This is a genomic window from Pseudomonas sp. GM30, assembly GCF_000282275.2.
GTDB lineage: Bacteria > Pseudomonadota > Gammaproteobacteria > Pseudomonadales > Pseudomonadaceae > Aquipseudomonas.
Genome location: NZ_AKJP02000022.1, coordinates 22,502 through 37,787, shown reverse-complemented (window position 1 = coordinate 37,787; position 15,286 = coordinate 22,502). Strand labels below are relative to the sequence as shown.

Annotated in this window: 9 protein-coding genes; 4 read left to right on the top strand and 5 right to left on the bottom strand. The window is 60.9% G+C overall.

The annotated features are described in order from the left end of the window. Position 1: 1 nt before the first annotated feature. Positions 2-1,597, top strand: coding sequence for an ABC transporter ATP-binding protein (locus PMI25_RS13545; RefSeq protein ID WP_007967871.1), 1,596 nt, complete (start codon positions 2-4; stop codon positions 1,595-1,597). A gap of 135 nt (positions 1,598-1,732) precedes the next feature. Here the strand turns inward: PMI25_RS13545 and PMI25_RS13540 are convergent, their stop codons facing one another. Both PMI25_RS13540 and PMI25_RS13535 read right to left on the bottom strand, forming a co-directional pair. Then, positions 1,733-2,050 (bottom strand): SCP2 sterol-binding domain-containing protein, encoded by a 318-nt coding sequence (locus PMI25_RS13540; RefSeq protein WP_007967870.1) that lies wholly within the window; start codon positions 2,048-2,050, stop codon positions 1,733-1,735. Between the two features lie 63 nt (positions 2,051-2,113). Beyond that, complete coding sequence (locus tag PMI25_RS13535; RefSeq protein ID WP_007967869.1) at positions 2,114-2,824, bottom strand: histidine phosphatase family protein; 711 nt, start codon at positions 2,822-2,824, stop codon at positions 2,114-2,116. Between the two features lie 204 nt (positions 2,825-3,028). Between PMI25_RS13535 and sohB the strand changes: the two genes are divergently transcribed. Further along, a complete protein-coding gene (gene sohB, locus PMI25_RS13530) occupies positions 3,029-4,060 on the top strand; it encodes a protease SohB (protein ID WP_007967867.1) in 1,032 nt (343 codons plus the stop codon). 63 nt (positions 4,061-4,123) lie between these two features. On the opposite strand, the gene PMI25_RS13525 is transcribed toward sohB, so the two are convergent. Both PMI25_RS13525 and PMI25_RS13520 read right to left on the bottom strand, forming a co-directional pair. Further along, entirely contained in the window at positions 4,124-4,618 is a 495-nt protein-coding gene (locus PMI25_RS13525) for a DUF934 domain-containing protein (protein ID WP_007967866.1), read from the bottom strand. Beyond that, positions 4,602-6,260 (bottom strand): nitrite/sulfite reductase, encoded by a 1,659-nt coding sequence (locus PMI25_RS13520; RefSeq protein WP_007967865.1) that lies wholly within the window; start codon positions 6,258-6,260, stop codon positions 4,602-4,604. Before PMI25_RS13520 ends, PMI25_RS13525 begins: the two co-directional genes overlap by 17 nt. Positions 6,261-6,784: 524 nt before the next feature. Between PMI25_RS13520 and PMI25_RS13515 the strand changes: the two genes are divergently transcribed. After that, on the top strand, positions 6,785-7,858 hold the full coding sequence (locus PMI25_RS13515; RefSeq protein ID WP_007967864.1) for an ABC transporter substrate-binding protein: 1,074 nt from the start codon (positions 6,785-6,787) through the stop codon (positions 7,856-7,858). A gap of 6 nt (positions 7,859-7,864) precedes the next feature. On the opposite strand, the gene PMI25_RS13510 is transcribed toward PMI25_RS13515, so the two are convergent. Continuing rightward, positions 7,865-8,083: a DUF2970 domain-containing protein gene (locus PMI25_RS13510; RefSeq protein ID WP_007967863.1), complete on the bottom strand. Its 219-nt coding sequence runs from the start codon at positions 8,081-8,083 to the stop codon at positions 7,865-7,867. A 177-nt stretch (positions 8,084-8,260) separates the two neighbouring features. On the opposite strand from PMI25_RS13510, the gene PMI25_RS13505 reads away from it, so the two are divergent. Next, positions 8,261-15,277, top strand: coding sequence for an NEL-type E3 ubiquitin ligase domain-containing protein (locus PMI25_RS13505; RefSeq protein WP_007967862.1), 7,017 nt, complete (start codon positions 8,261-8,263; stop codon positions 15,275-15,277). Positions 15,278-15,286 lie beyond the last annotated feature (9 nt).

The window sequence follows — 15,286 nt, the reverse complement described above, 5'->3', positions numbered from 1 at the left end:
GATGAGCGATAACCTGATCGAAATCCGCGACCTGCGGGTGGCGTTCAACGGCCAGCCTGTGGTGCATGGCATTGACCTGGATATTCGTCCGGGCGAGTGCCTGGCGTTGGTCGGTGAGTCCGGCTCGGGCAAATCGGTGACCGCCCACAGCATCCTGCAATTGCTCGACCCGAATATCACGCGAATCGACGGCAGCATCCGTTATGCCGGTGAAGAGTTGCTCGGTGTGCATGAGCGCTATCTGCGCCAGTTAAGGGGCAACCGCATCGCGATGATTTTTCAGGAGCCGATGAGCTCGCTGAATCCGCTGCACACCATCGAGCGACAACTCGGTGAGAGCCTGGCGCTGCACAAAGGACTGGCGGGCGCGCAGGCCCGTGAGCGCATTCTTGAGTTGCTGGAGCTGGTCGGCATCCAGAAACCACGCGAACGGCTCAAGGCCTATCCGCATCAGCTCTCCGGCGGCCAGCGCCAGCGGGTGATGATCGCCATGGCGCTGGCTTGTGAGCCACAGTTATTGATCGCCGACGAGCCGACCACCGCGCTGGATGTGACGGTGCAGCGCAAGATTCTGCTGTTGCTCAAGGACTTGCAGCAGCGGCTCGGCATGGCGCTGCTGATCATCAGTCATGACCTGAATCTGGTGCGCACCATTGCGCAGCGGGTGGCGGTGATGCGCGGTGGGCGGATCGTCGAGCAGGCGTCGTGCGAGCAATTGTTTAGTGCGCCGCAACATCCCTACAGCATTGAATTGCTCAATGCGGAGCCTGGGGGTGAAGCGCTGCGTCGGGAGGATGCGCAGGACTTGTTGCAGGTGCGCGATCTGAATGTGCGTTTTCGCCTGGGGGGTGGTTGGCTGCGGTCGAAGACTTGGCTGCAGGCGGTCAAGGGCATCGATCTGAATTTGCAGCGCGGCAAGACACTGGGGATTGTCGGCGAGTCAGGCTCGGGCAAGTCGACCTTGGGCCAGGCGATTTTGCGCCTGATCGACGCCGAGGGCAGCATTCGCTTTGCCGGTGAGGCGCTGGAGCAGTTGAGCGGCAAGCAGCTGCGGCCACTGCGCAAACGCCTGCAGGTGGTGTTTCAGGATCCGTTCGGCAGCCTCAGCCCGCGTCTGTGCGTCGAGCAGATCATTGCCGAGGGCTTGCAGGTGCACAGCGATCTGAATGCTGCCGAGCGTGAACAGGCGGTGATTGATGTGCTGCGCGAGGTCGGTCTCGATCCGGCGACGCGGCATCGCTACCCCCACGAATTTTCCGGTGGCCAGCGGCAACGGATTGCCATTGCCCGGGCGCTGGTGCTCAAGCCGGATCTGATCTTGCTGGATGAGCCGACGTCGGCGCTGGATCGCACGGTGCAGAAGCAGATCGTTGCTTTATTGCGGCGACTGCAGGAAGAACATGGGCTGACCTACCTGTTCATCAGCCATGATCTGGCGGTGGTGCGGGCGTTGGCTCATGACCTGATTGTGATGAAGGAGGGCGAAGTACTGGAACGCGGTGATACCGGCAAGCTGTTCAGCTCGGCGCAGCATCCGTACACGCAGGAGTTGCTGGCGGCATCCAACGTGGAGTCGAGGCTGGCGCAAATCCTGTAGGAGCTGTCGAGTGAAACGAGGCTGCGATCTTTTGAAGGCAAGATCAAAAGATCGCAGCGTGCCGCAGCTCCTACAGGGGCCAGACGCAAAAATCCCGCCACAGGGGCGGGATTTTCTTTAAGCCGGTCGCAGGTCTTACGACGGGAACAGCTCGGACAGTTTCATCGACAGCATCATGTCGCCTTCAACGCGCAGCTTGCCGCCCATGAACGCTTGCATGCCGTCGGTTTCACCGCTGACGATGTCTTTCAGGGTTGCACTGTCGAGTACCAGCGTGCAGTTGGCGTCAGCGTTTTCGCCTTCCTGGATGTCGCAAGTACCGTCTTTGACGATCAGCGCGTAGTGCTTGTCTTCGTCGGTGATGTTGAAACCGAAGACCAGATCCAGACCGGCAGCAGCGGCTGGGTTGAACTTGGCTTGCATCGCTTTTACGGCATCAGCTACGGAGGTCATGGTTCGATCCTTTCTTGGGTAATAGGCGCTGGTTTATACAGCACGGGTCTCAGTTATCCGGACTCAGCGGAAAGTGATGAGTTCCGGAGCCTTCAGCAGTTGCAGATGTGCGTGACTGTTGAAGGAGGCCAAAGCCACCTCGCGACCGCGGAACTTCAGCTGGTTGAGCGAGGTGTTGACGATTTGCCAATTCAGTTCAAAGGCCTGTTTGGCAGGCATTCGGGTAATCAGGTGGAGCAGGGCGGTGATGGTGCCGCCGGAGGTGAACACGGCGATTTTCTGGTTGCCGTCGGCCTGTTCGAGGATCCGCTGCAATCCGCCCTGAACCCGCTCGACGAAACCCAGCCAGCTCTCCAGCCCGGGGGTGTCGTAGGTACCCGCCAGCCAGCGCTCGATGACCAGGGCGAAGATGCGTTGGAATTCGCTGCGGTTCTGCGCGGCGTTGCGCAGGATGTCGATGGCTTCAGGCTCGTCCTCCAGCATGGCGGGGATCAGGGCGCGAATCACCGCATCGGCGTCGAATTCGTTGAATGCCGAATCGGTCTCCAGCGTCGGTACCGCCAGGCCCCTGGCGCTGAACTGCTCCAGCGCGCTGGTGGCCGTGTGTTGCTGGCGGCGCAGGTCGCCGGCCAGACAGCGATCAAAGCTGATCCCCAGATCAGCGAGGTGCTGGCCGAGGATTTCTGCCTGCCGCACACCGATGGGCGACAGGACGTCATAGTCGTCTGCACCAAAGGAGGCCTGGCCATGTCGAATCAGATAGATGCTGCCCACGTCCGCGTCATCCCGGTACGTTGAAGGTTTGGCGAGGTTATGAGGATGACGGAGTGCTGTCAATGAAAAAACATACGCTTGTTTGAAATGCCCGTTACAGGCCTGTTGCCAGAGGTTTCACGGCTGGCCGACGAGGCGGCGCATGGGTATGCTGGAACCATCCCGCGCGTGTTTTGCATCCGCGCATTGTTTTAAGGAGTCTCTGTGGAGTTTTTCACCGAATACGCCAGTTTCCTGGCCAAGACCGTAACCCTGGTTGTCGCCATCCTGGTGGTGCTCGCCAGTTTTGCTGCATTGCGCAGCAAGGGCCGGCGCAAGTCGGCAGGGCAGCTACAGGTCAGCAGGCTCAACGATTTCTATAAAGGCTTGCGTGAACGTCTGGAGCAGACCCTGCTCGACAAGGATCAGCTCAAGGCCCTGCGCAAGGGCCAGGCCAAGTCGGAAAAGTCCGAGAAGAAGCAGAAGAACAAATCCGAGGCCAAGTCCCGGGTGTTCGTGCTCGATTTCGACGGCGACATCAAGGCCTCGGCCACCGAGAGCCTGCGCCACGAAATCACCGCGCTGCTGACCCTCGCCACGCCCAAGGACGAAGTGGTGCTGCGTCTGGAAAGCGGCGGCGGCATGGTTCACAGCTATGGTCTGGCGTCCTCGCAACTGGCGCGCATCCGAGAGGCCGGCGTGCCGTTGACCGTGTGCATCGACAAGGTCGCGGCCAGCGGCGGCTACATGATGGCGTGCATCGGCGAGAAGATCATCAGCGCGCCGTTTGCAATTCTTGGCTCGATCGGCGTGGTGGCGCAGTTGCCCAACGTCAATCGCCTGCTGAAAAAGCACGACATCGATTTTGAAGTGCTGACCGCCGGCGAGTACAAGCGCACCCTGACCGTGTTTGGCGAAAACACCGAGAAGGGCCGGGAGAAGTTCCAGGAAGACCTGGACATCACCCATCAGTTGTTCAAGAACTTCGTTTCGCGCTATCGCCCGCAACTGGCCATCGACGAAGTGGCCACCGGTGAGGTCTGGCTTGGTGTTGCGGCGCTGGACAAGCAACTGGTCGACGAACTCAAGACCAGCGACGAATACCTGGCAGACCGGGCGAAGAAAGCCGAGGTCTACCACCTGCATTACGCCGAGCGCAAAAGCCTGCAGGAGCGCATCGGCATGGCCGCCAGCGGTTCAGTGGATCGCGTGCTGCTGAGCTGGTGGAGTCGCCTGACACAACAGCGCTTCTGGTAAACAGTCAGCCACAAAAAACGCCGGTCAATGACCGACGTTTTTTTGTGCGCACAACCTTGAAGCTTAGCGGCGACGGAACAGCGGCAGCGGTTCGTCGGTGGCGGCCTGATAGGTCACGGAAAAGTCTTTCAGGCCTTCCAGTGCTTCGTACGGGTCTTTGTCCGCACGAACGGCAAACGCATCGAAGCCGCAGCGGTGCATGTAGAACAGCTGATCGCGCAGCACATCGCCAATCGCCCGCAGTTCGCCTTTGAAACCGTAACGGTCGCGCAGCAGGCGGGCGTTGGAGTAGTTGCGGCCGTCGGTGAAGGCCGGGAAGTTCAGCGCGATGACTTGGAACTGATCCACGTCGTCACCGATTTCCTCGGCTTCTTCATCGGCGTCCAGCCAAACGCCCAGGCCGCCGTCGCGGGCCTTGAGCATGCGACTGTGTTCACGCCACAGCTGCAATGGAACGATCAGATCGTCGCAATTGCTGATGTCGTCGATGTTGAAATCTTTCGGCAGCAGGTGCCAGGTTTCGTCGACGACTTCGTTGTTCTTAATGATTCGCTGCATAGACGCGTTCCTTGAAGAGGTCGATGCCAATACGCTGGTAGGTGTCAATGAAGCGCTCGTCTTCGGTACGTTGTTCAACGTACACGTCGATCAGCTTCGAGATCACGTCCGGCATGTCGTCCTGGGCGAAGGACGGGCCGAGGATCTTGCCCAGGCTTGCGTCACGGCTGGCGCTGCCGCCGAGGGACACCTGATAGAACTCTTCACCTTTTTTGTCCACCCCGAGGATGCCGATGTGGCCGACGTGGTGGTGACCGCAGGCGTTCATGCAACCGGAGATGTTCAGGTCCAGCTCACCGATGTCGAACAGGTAGTCCAGGTCGTCGAAACGGCGCTGGATCGATTCGGCGATCGGGATCGACTTGGCGTTGGCCAGCGAGCAGAAATCACCGCCCGGGCAGCAGATGATGTCGGTCAGCAGGCCGATGTTCGGCGTAGCGAAACCACCTTCACGCAGCTCGCCCCACAGGGTGAACAACTGGCTCTGCTCGACGTCGGCGAGAATGATGTTCTGCTCATGGGAAGTGCGCAGTTGACCGAAGCTGTAGCGCTCGGCCAGATCGGCGACGGCATCGAGCTGCTTGTCGGTGATGTCGCCCGGCGCAACGCCGGTCGGTTTCAGCGACAGGGTCACGGCCACATACCCCGGCTTTTTGTGCGCCAGGGTGTTGCGCGAACGCCAGCGGGCGAAACCCGGATGCTCCTTGTCGAGTTCGGCCAAGGCGGCAGTCTGGTTCTCCAGCGCCTTGTAGTCCGGATCGACGAAGTGTTTGGCGACGCGATGCAGTTCGGCTTCGGTCAGTGTGGTCTGGCCGCCGCGCAGGTGTTCCATTTCGGCATCGACTTTCTGCGCGAACACTTCAGGGGTCAGCGCCTTGACGAGGATCTTGATCCGCGCCTTGTATTTGTTGTCGCGACGGCCATAGCGGTTGTACACACGCAGGATGGCATCGAGGTAGCTCAACAGGTCCTGCCACGGCAGGAACTCGTTGATGAATGCACCGACCACCGGGGTACGGCCCAGGCCACCGCCGACCAGCACACGGAAACCCAGCTCGCCGGCGGCGTTGTGGACTGGCTCAAGGCCGATGTCGTGGACTTCGATGGCCGCACGGTCAGCGGTCGAACCGTTGACGGCGATCTTGAACTTGCGCGGCAGGTAGGCGAATTCCGGGTGGAACGTCGTCCACTGACGGACGATCTCGCACCATGGCCGCGGGTCGATCAGTTCATCGGCGGCGACACCGGCGAACTGGTCGGTGGTGACGTTGCGCAGGCAGTTGCCGCTGGTCTGGATCGCGTGCATCTGCACGGTGGCCAGTTCGGCGAGGATGTCCGGGATATCTTCCACCGCCGGCCAGTTGAACTGCACGTTCTGCCGGGTACTGATGTGGGCGTAGCCCTTGTCGTAGTCGCGGGCAATCTTGGCCATCATGCGCACCTGACGCGAAGTCAGCTGGCCGTAAGGCACCGCCACGCGCAACATCGGCGCAAAACGCTGGATGTAGAGGCCATTTTGCAGGCGCAGGGGGCGGAATTCTTCTTCGCTCAGCTCACCTGCCAGATAGCGTCGGGTCTGATCACGGAACTGCTTGACGCGGTCCTCGATGATCCGCTGATCGTACTCGTCGTATACGTACATATAAGTCCTGTTCTCAGGCTTTGGGCTACTCGGAAAACGCTGCGTTTTCGCTTGCTGGAGTCCGATGGTGCCTCGGCAATTACGCGCGCACGGCCGCGCACTCCCTAACGGAGCCGGGGCAATATACCCGTTTGCAGTTATGCGCAAAAGTGATGTTTGAGTATATGTAAAGAACCAAATCGCCTAACGAGAATGGTTGTTGATTAACCCACATTTGTCGCGGGGACAATCATCGTCTTAACTGTGATCGAGTCTTTCTGCAATCACCGATAAAACCGACAAGAGGCGATGCAATGAGCAATCCGACCAAGGCAAGAAAGAGCGATAGCAGTGTCGATGCATGGGCCATTCTGTTCCTGATCATTCTGGTCGTCGGGACAGCGGTATTCTGGGTCAGTCATCAATAAACGACCGATTCGGGCCTGCTTCCGACGATTGTCGGACAAAAAACGGGATCACGCGTCAATAGCCGCTGATTAGAGGGCTATAATGCGCGGCCATTTTTCCCTGGGCCCGGATCATTCATGTTGAAGTTTTTCCACCTCAGCCTCCTGCTGTTCGGTGCGGTTTTCGGTTCTGCGGCCCGGGCCGAGTCGGTGCTGTTCCTCAATCCGGGGTCGACTCAGGAAGCCTTCTGGGTCAGCTATTCGCAATTCATGCAGGCGGCGGCCCGCGACCTGGGCGTCGATTTGCAGATTCTCTATTCCCAGCGCCAGCCGGAATTCACCCTGGCTCAGGCCAGAGTTGCCTTGCAGGGGCCGAATCGTCCCGATTATCTGGTGTTCGTCAACGAGCAGTACGTGGCGCCGCAGATCCTGCGTCTGGCGCAAGGCAGCGGGGTCAAGCTGTTCATGGTCAATGCGGTGCTGACCGCTGATCAGGAGGCACTGGTCGGCGAGCGTGCCGATCGCATCGGCAGCCTGGTGCCGAATGACGAGGAGGGCGGCTACCTGATGATGAAGGAGCTGATTCGCCTGCATCCTCCGGTGGCGCGGGGCGAGCAGATTGAAGTACTGGCGTTTTCCGGTCTGAAGATCACCCCGTCAGCGCAGTTGCGCGAGCAGGGCATGCAGCGCGCCCTCGCCGAACATCCACAAGTGCGACTGCGGCAACTGGTGTACGGCGGCTGGACGCGGCAGCGTGCCTACGAGCAGGCGCGGCAACTGGTTGGCCGTTATCCGAAGGTGTCGCTGGTGTGGGCGGCCAATGATGAAATGGCTTTCGGTGCGATGCGTGCGTTTGCCGAAGCCGGCAAGATCCCCGGCAAGGATGTGCTGTTCAGCGCGGTCAACACCTCACCCGAGGCGTTGCAGGCGGTGGTCGATGGACGCCTGAGCGCGCTGGTGGGCGGTCACTTCACCCTCGGCGGCTGGGCGCTGGTGGAGTTGCACGATTACGATCAGGGCGTCGATCTGGATCGGTATGGCGGACGTGACCGGCAATTGTCGCTGCTGCAACTGATCGACAAGCATCAAGCCCAGCAAATGCTGGCCATGGGCGCCTCGCCGGATTACGGCGTGAGTTTTCGCAAACTGTCAGCCAAGGGCCGCCCCACGTCCTATCGCTATCCGTTCGGCCTGCAGATCCTGATGCACTGAGTGCCGTCAGACCCCGGCGAAATGCAGCACCAGTTTGACGATGACAAACAGCGTCAGGGCGAATACCGCAGTGAAGCCGATCCCCAGAATCACGAAATGGCTGGGCTTGCCATGGGTGAAATCCCTTGCCCGGTTTTTCCCGCTTTGCACGCCGAATGCCGCAGCCATCACGCTGTGCAGCATCTGCCAGAAGCTCGGTGGCTTGTTGTCGACTGGATCGTCCATAAATCCCCCGTCCGAAAGGCTGTTCCGACAGCATAGCCAATCCAGCGGGTTGTGCCGTGGTCGCACGCGGGTTGCTGAATTGTCCGGTAACACGTCTACGCTAAAACGATAACTATGTACCGCAGGTCACTGCGGCGGACATGGTGTCCTGTCCTCCCATTTTTCAGGAGAGACAGGATGTCCACTCATCCCCCGACATTGCCCCGCGCACCGGTCAGCGCCAGCCTTCACGGCAAGCTGCTTGAGCAGATGATCCCCGATTGGCTGATTGCCGCCACGCCCGCCCGGCGAGCCGCGATGAAAGCAGTCAATAGCCGGCCAGCGCACGGCTATCACGAATTCCCGAATGATCAGCAGCAAGCCTTGAAAGACCGGGTCACGGCGGCCTTTGTCGCCCAGACCCGACTCGACAAGACCATGGCCGGCCTTGAAAGCGTCGATGCATTTGCCCAGGCGCTGCTCGGCAAGGCACTCAAGGATCAGTTCAACGTGACGGTCGATCTCGGCAAGACCTTGCTGTGTCTCAGACGGCCCCTCGAACTCGGGGTGCTGGAGGTGGAAGTTTCCACGTTCGAAGTGCTGAAGCTGCCCTTGCTGCAAGCGGTGTTGCACAACTTCGAGGCCGCGGAATGCGAAGCGGGTGCCTATCACCCCAAGTCCGGTTTCGTGGTCGAGACAGCGACCCCAGGCGAGTTTCAGGCAGCAGAAATCGGCATCACGGTCAGTCAGTTTCTGACCCTGTGTCGTTCGCTGGACGTCGGTGCCCGTTATCAGGCACGGATCAAAGGGTTTTTCGAAAAAACCGACGCCTTGCGCCAACAATTCATTACCAGCCAGAAAACCGCGCTGCGTGCCGCCGCTGAATGGGCGCTACTGAAAAAGGACATCGAGCCCGCCGACTACCAGATGATTTTGTCGGTGGTGGACGGCCAGATCCATCCGCAGCTCGGCGGCAAGGCTGTCTGGTTTCGTGATCTGAGCCTGATGAAGCGGCGGATGACCGGTTGCGTGGTGTTCAGCATCAGCGAGCGCTACCGCTATACCAACGAATTCATCGTCTACATCCCCCATGACCCGCAACACCCGCTCAAGCGTTACAGCAGTGCGCAGATGCGTGAGGTGTTCAAACGCAAGTTCACGGCCACCGACCCAACGGCTGCCGGGCCAGGACCGACCGCTTACCAGCAGTTTTTCAGTCAGTTCGTCGCTTATGCCGACCGTCCTTACTATTTCAGTCAGTTCACCCAAAAGGCAGCAGATTCCCCGAGTGACCCGTTGCATTCGATCTGGGTCAAGGTCGCACAGCTGATGCCGCCATTGTCCACCATCGCGCGGATCAAGGAGCTGCCACCTGAAGCCCCCGGCAAGCGCGAGCCGCAGCCTGACCCGTATCTCGACCCGTTTGGCATCACGCGCAAAGGCGTTGCCGGAATTTGGGCTGATAACACGGATCTGTGGCAATACCTCTACGAAGAGCACCAGGCCAAATTCATCGCCGACGCGCGCGCCCATGCCGTCCCCACGGCGGACGTCGATGCCAGGGTACGGGCAGAAAAGCTCAGTCATCTGCTCGAGTTCGGCATGCTGGCGTTGAACATGGTGTCGATGTTTGTCCCGGTCCTGGGCGAAATCATGATGACCGTGATGGCCGGGCAACTGCTCTATGAGTCGTTCGAAGGCGCCATCGAATGGTCGGAAGGCGATCGCCAGGCTGCCAAGGCGCATCTGGTCGATGTGGCGCAGAACCTCGCGCTGATTGGCGTGATGGGCGCAGTCGGCAAGGGCGCAGGGCGACTGCGTGCGGCCTCCGCCGAGCCGGTGATCGAGCATCTGCACCCGGTCGAACGGCCTGACGGCTCGGTTCGCCTGTGGAAACCTGATCTCGATGCCTACGTCAGCGATAGTGTCCTGCCTGCGACTGCCGTGCCCGATGCGCAGGGCGTGTATCGATTCGACGGCAAGACCTTCATTCGCCAGCAGGGCAAGGTCTACCAGACGCACTACGACGAGGCCTTGAAAAGCTGGCGCATCCGCCACCCGCATGATCCTGCGGCGTATCAACCGATCCTTGAACACAACCGACTGGGCGCCTGGCGCCACAACCTGGAGCGACCGCTGAGCTGGGATCGACTGACCCTGCTGCGGCGCATCGGTCACTCGACTGAGGCGTTTTCGGATGCGCAATTGCTCGAAATCGCCGATGTCAGTGGGGTCAGTGATGATGCCCTGCGTCAGATGCACCTCGATCATCAGCCGGCGCCACTGGCCCTGGCCGACACCCTGCGTCTGTATGAGGCGGATCAGCAGGTCGGGCGGTTGATCGATCAGGTCGAACGAGGAACCACCCTGGACGATTCGTATCTGCTGACGCTGCCAATGCTCACGCAAATGCCGCGCTGGCCGAACGGGCAGATCCTGCAAGTTTTCGACGCAGCGCAGTTGTCCGGCCCCAGCCGGCTGTTCGGCGCGGAATCAGGCTCTATCGAGGGCCAGGTACACACGCCGATCCAGGTGACCCGCGCCGAAGTGCTCGACGGCCAATTGCCTGAGCGTATTCTGGCAGCGCTGGATGAGTCGCAAATACGTTGGCTGCTGGGTGCCGAGCCGGCGCGTGTCGTCGAATCCCGGCCGCTGGAACTGCGCAAACAGATCGCCGATTACCTGCGCACCCGGCAACCCGCAATGTTCGACAGGCTCTATGACGAACTTGCGTTGAACGACCCGCGAATCGCCAGGCTACAAGGCGCCACACCGGGGTTGGGCAGCTCGGCGGCTATCCGTGTGCTGCTGGAGGCGAATGCCGAGGAATTGGCACGCCTGCAAAACGCTGAGCGGGTTCCGTTGCGGCTGCTGGAGCTCTCCCGTGAATATGCCCGGCAGCGCCGCTTCAACCACGCGGTCGCTGGCCTGCACAGGGAGAATCCGGGCGGCAGCGAAAGCCAATGGCTGGCCTTGCGCGCCCTGGAACGGCTGCCGGGCTGGTCGGACGAGGTGCGTCTGGAAGTGCGCGAAGGCAGTCTCGACGGGCCGTTGATCGACAGTATCGGCAGCGAAAGTGCCATCCAGACCAAGTACCTGGTCAAGCGCGGGCCGGTCTATCAGGCGTACAACGAGCGCGGCGAAGAGCTCAACAGTGTTCCGCGTCACGGCGACAACTTCCTCGCCTCAATCCTCCATGCGTTGCCCGACCAGTCGCGACAGGCCCTGGGGTTCGCCCTGGTTACGCGCAGCGCCGGACTGCGTCGGGCGCTGATCAGGTATGTGGCCCGCCACCGTACCGAAATGGCTCGACTGGCGAGCAGACGCCAGGGCCACAAGAAGCGCTTCAAGGCGCCAGTGCGGGTACGCCAGCACGGGCTGGGTTATTACGCCAGCGGTCGCGGCGAAGGCGTCAACCCGCTGCTGGTGACGCGCGTGCAGGACGTGTATCCGGCGCTGACGGATCAGCAGGCGGGCGGGTTCATCCTCAAACAGTTGGCTGCCGGGCGGACTGACGCGCAGATCTACGAGCTGTTGCAAAGGCGCCTGCGTGAATGGCAGGCGCTCGAATCGACGCTGGCGCAATGGGAAGGTGTGCCAGCCCCGGAGCAGACGCTGCAATCGATGATCGGCGGCCGAGCCAGCGTGGTGCGCAGCCTCAAGCAGAGCTGGCGCAAATCGCCACTGGCTGATAGCCAGGCCACCGCCGCTCGCCTCGATCTGACGTGCGACGACCCGTTGCCGGTGCTGACGGCGGATTTCTCGCATGTGCGCGATCTGCGAATCCGGGGGCGATGCATCACCGATGCCAACGTCGATGAGTTGTTGGGCAGTTTCCCCGGGCTCAGGGCGCTGCGCATCAATGCCACCGCTGAAGCGTTCACCAACGTGCCGGCGGTGTTGCAGAACCTGCCGGAGTTCACTGACCTGACGCTCTACTGTGCAATGCCCTATGCCGCCGACATGCCTGCACGGCTGGCTCAGTTGACCCGCCTTGAAGCATTGAGTGTCAGCACCTCGAGCTATCAGCCACTGGCCTTCGACGTCAGCGGCATGCGTAACCTGCGCACGCTCGACATCGTCGCCTATTCACTGTTCGACTGGCCTGCGGGTGTCCTGGAATTACCAGCCCTGGAGCGTCTGAATCTCAGAGACACGGGGATCAGCAGCGTGCCGCCGACATTGTTGCAGGGGCATGGAAAACTCTGGCCGGGGCTGTCGCTGGACTGGTCAAGATTCTCCCGGGAAAATTTCGCGGGCGTGTACGAATACGTCAAGACCCATCCAGAACACCTGATCGATCGAGAGACGATGGTCAGGGATTATTGCCGTGGTGAATTGCGGCGCCTGGGCGAGGGCGTGAATCAATCGCCGGAGGGGGTGTTCAATCGTTTCTTCGAGCAATGGCCGGATGAGCAGCAGCGTTTCACCGCGATCAATGCCTTGAGTGATCAATTCGCTGCGCTGGCGAGTGAACTCAATCAGTGGCAGCAGCGCGTGGTGGTGTCGGCAGAATCGCTGCGCGAACTCATCGCGCGATCAAACCTGGCCCAAGTCCTCAAAACCAGTTGGCGCAAGGGCATGTTCAAGCGCTATGGCGCGACGCTCAGCGCTTCGACCGTGGATTTGTCGGGGTTGATGCTCAGCGAACTGCCGGTATTGCCCGCTGACGCGTTTGCGCATGTGCGCACGCTGCTGCTCAGCGGCCAGCGCGTTGCCGCCGCGCAGGTGCGCGGTTTTGTCAGCGCATTCAGCGAAGTGCGCACTCTTGATCTGAGTGACAATGCCTTGCACGAATGGCCAATCGAGTCGCAGGGACTTTCGCGCCTGGTTCACCTCGACCTCGCCGACAATCTGTTGACCGATGCTTCACGCCTGCAGAGCGGATTGAGCGCATTGCCGGCGCTCGAACAGCTGAATCTGCGCAACAATCCGCTAAGCGAACTGAACGTCGGCAGCCTGCAGCGATTGAAGGCTCTCGACCTGCACGGAACACACTTGCAGCAGTGGCCGGCAGGGGCCGAGAGTCTGCCGCAACTGTCGTGGCTGGATCTGCGCGACACCCGTATCGGCACGCTGCCGCCTGCCGTGCTCGAGAGCACCGCACTGCTCAATTCCAACCTGAGCGGTGCCCCTCTGACCGCCGCAGCGGCGGCCGACCTGCGTGTGGCGCAACGGCGGCTCGAGCACACCATCGGCCTGCCTGAGGGCGCGCTGGAGGCGTTTGCCCGGCAACCGGTACCGGCGACTTTTCCGCCGGTGGAGAACGGTGTGTCAGTGGCACGCCAGTTGCTGCCGCTGACGCCGGCACCGGTCAGTAGCGGGCTGACACGCATGCGCCAGAACCTGCAGCGGTTGCAACCGGCCTTTACCGACGAACACGCCATGCAGATGATCGAGGCGCTGCGTAACGAGGGTGCGACCGATGTGCAGATCGGCGAGCGGATCACGGGCTGGAGCCAGACGTTTGAAACCCTCGTCCGCCGCCTCAACGGCTGGCTGTATACCCGGGAAACCCGTGGTGTCGACTGGGTCATCTCCTCGCAATCGCGCAGCCTGGCGGCGTGGCGCATCCTCACCTGCTGGCGCGCAAGGTTATCGGTTGCCGCGGTTGATGCGGTTCTGGATCTCAACGGTCTGCAATTGGGCGATTTACCGCCAGTGCCCGAAGACTTCGGGCATGTCGGCAGCTTGAACCTGACAGGTGCACGGGTGACGGCCGAGGGCAGTAACGGGTTTCTCAAATCCTTCTCTCATCTGCGTAATCTGACCCTCAATGGCAATGAACTCACAGCGCTGCCTGATGGCGTCCGGCAAATGCCGGAACTTGAGCGGCTTGAACTTTCCAGCAACAACTTCAGTGACAGCGAGCATTTGTACGATGCGCTGTCCGGCCTGGAACATCTGCAGACCCTGGACCTGAGCTACAACCACCTCGAGGCGTTCGACGTCAGCTATTTCGAACATTTGCGAAGTCTGGATCTGCGCAACAATAACCTCGCCGAGTGGCCGGCCGGTGCGCTGGATGCGCAACACCTGCGGACACTGAACCTGAGTCGCAACGACATCACCGCCGTCCCCGAAGAGGCGTTGGACGGTCAGCACGATGAGCTGATGGACGGCACCGACCTGACTGACAACTACAACCTGTCGGAGGACTCTCTAGACAGGCTCAGAACCTATCAGGCTGCGGGTCAGCGTCAGCGAGTGCTCGGTTTCTCGCGATCCGATCTGGAGGAAATGGCTGACGACGTTGCCGGCGGGCTCAGTGAAACCACTGACAGTATCGAGTCCGACGAAACCCTCCCGGGCGAACAGGCCCATACGCAACAGAAGGCGCCGTGGCTGGCGAATCTGCCGGCGGAGCAGGCGTCCGCGCGAGATATACTCTGGGATCAACTCGCGGCGGAACCGGATAGCGCGGCATTCTTTCATTTGCTTGACCGATTGCAAGACACCCAGGAGTTTCGGGTGGCCAACGCCGATCTGACCCGACGAGTCTGGATGGTCATGGAGGCGGCGGCCGCCAACAGTGAGCTGCGCGAGGTGATTTTCGCCGGCTCGGCCACACACGGGACTTGCGTGGACGGGCGCATCCTTACGTTCAGTGGTCTGGAGAGCAAGGTCTTCACCTACAACGCCTTGCTCGATTTACCGGCCGGCCGCCCGGGAATCCGCGGCGAGGCCTTGTTATCCCTGTCGCGGCAGCTGTTCCGGCTGGACAAGGTCGATGAACTGGCAAAAGCGGCGGCTGCGCGCAGTGGTTTCGACGAAGCCGAGGTCCGTCTCGGTTACCGGATCGGTCTGACCGGGGGCTGGGACGATGGACTGGAATTGCCCGGGCAGCCGAAAAACATGAAATTTGCCTCCGGTGTCACCCCGCAGCAGTTGGTCAATGCGCGGGCCGAGGTGGTTAACGCGGAACGCTCCGACAGATTTCTGGAGGACCTGATCCAGCGCGACTACTGGCTGGACTATCTCAAGGAGCAGCAGCCCGAAGCGTTCAGGCAAATGGATGAAGTGCAGTTGATGGAGGAGGGCGAGGACGAAGGTCTGAGTGCTGACGATCCGCTGTATCTGAGCAGGTTGTTCGACCAGGCGGCCGCGCGAAATGCCAGGCTCATCGAATTGTCGCGAGAGGAGATCGAACGCATCGGTTTGTCTGCCGGCAGCGCACAAATGCCCGGTACGTCCGGGCAAATGTCAGGCGGGTAAAACCCGCTG

What these genes read in the sequence shown, in the direction of transcription:
- PMI25_RS13545 (WP_007967871.1), top strand. Translation starts at nt 2, where the DNA reads ATGAGCGATAACCTGATCGAAATCCGCGACCTGCGGGTGGCGTTCAAC.
- PMI25_RS13540 (WP_007967870.1), bottom strand. Translation starts at nt 2,050, where the DNA reads ATGACCTCCGTAGCTGATGCCGTAAAAGCGATGCAAGCCAAGTTCAAC.
- PMI25_RS13525 (WP_007967866.1), bottom strand. Translation starts at nt 4,618, where the DNA reads ATGCAGCGAATCATTAAGAACAACGAAGTCGTCGACGAAACCTGGCAC.
- PMI25_RS13520 (WP_007967865.1), bottom strand. Translation starts at nt 6,260, where the DNA reads ATGTACGTATACGACGAGTACGATCAGCGGATCATCGAGGACCGCGTC.
- PMI25_RS13515 (WP_007967864.1), top strand. Translation starts at nt 6,785, where the DNA reads ATGTTGAAGTTTTTCCACCTCAGCCTCCTGCTGTTCGGTGCGGTTTTC.
- PMI25_RS13510 (WP_007967863.1), bottom strand. Translation starts at nt 8,083, where the DNA reads ATGGACGATCCAGTCGACAACAAGCCACCGAGCTTCTGGCAGATGCTG.
- PMI25_RS13505 (WP_007967862.1), top strand. Translation starts at nt 8,261, where the DNA reads ATGTCCACTCATCCCCCGACATTGCCCCGCGCACCGGTCAGCGCCAGC.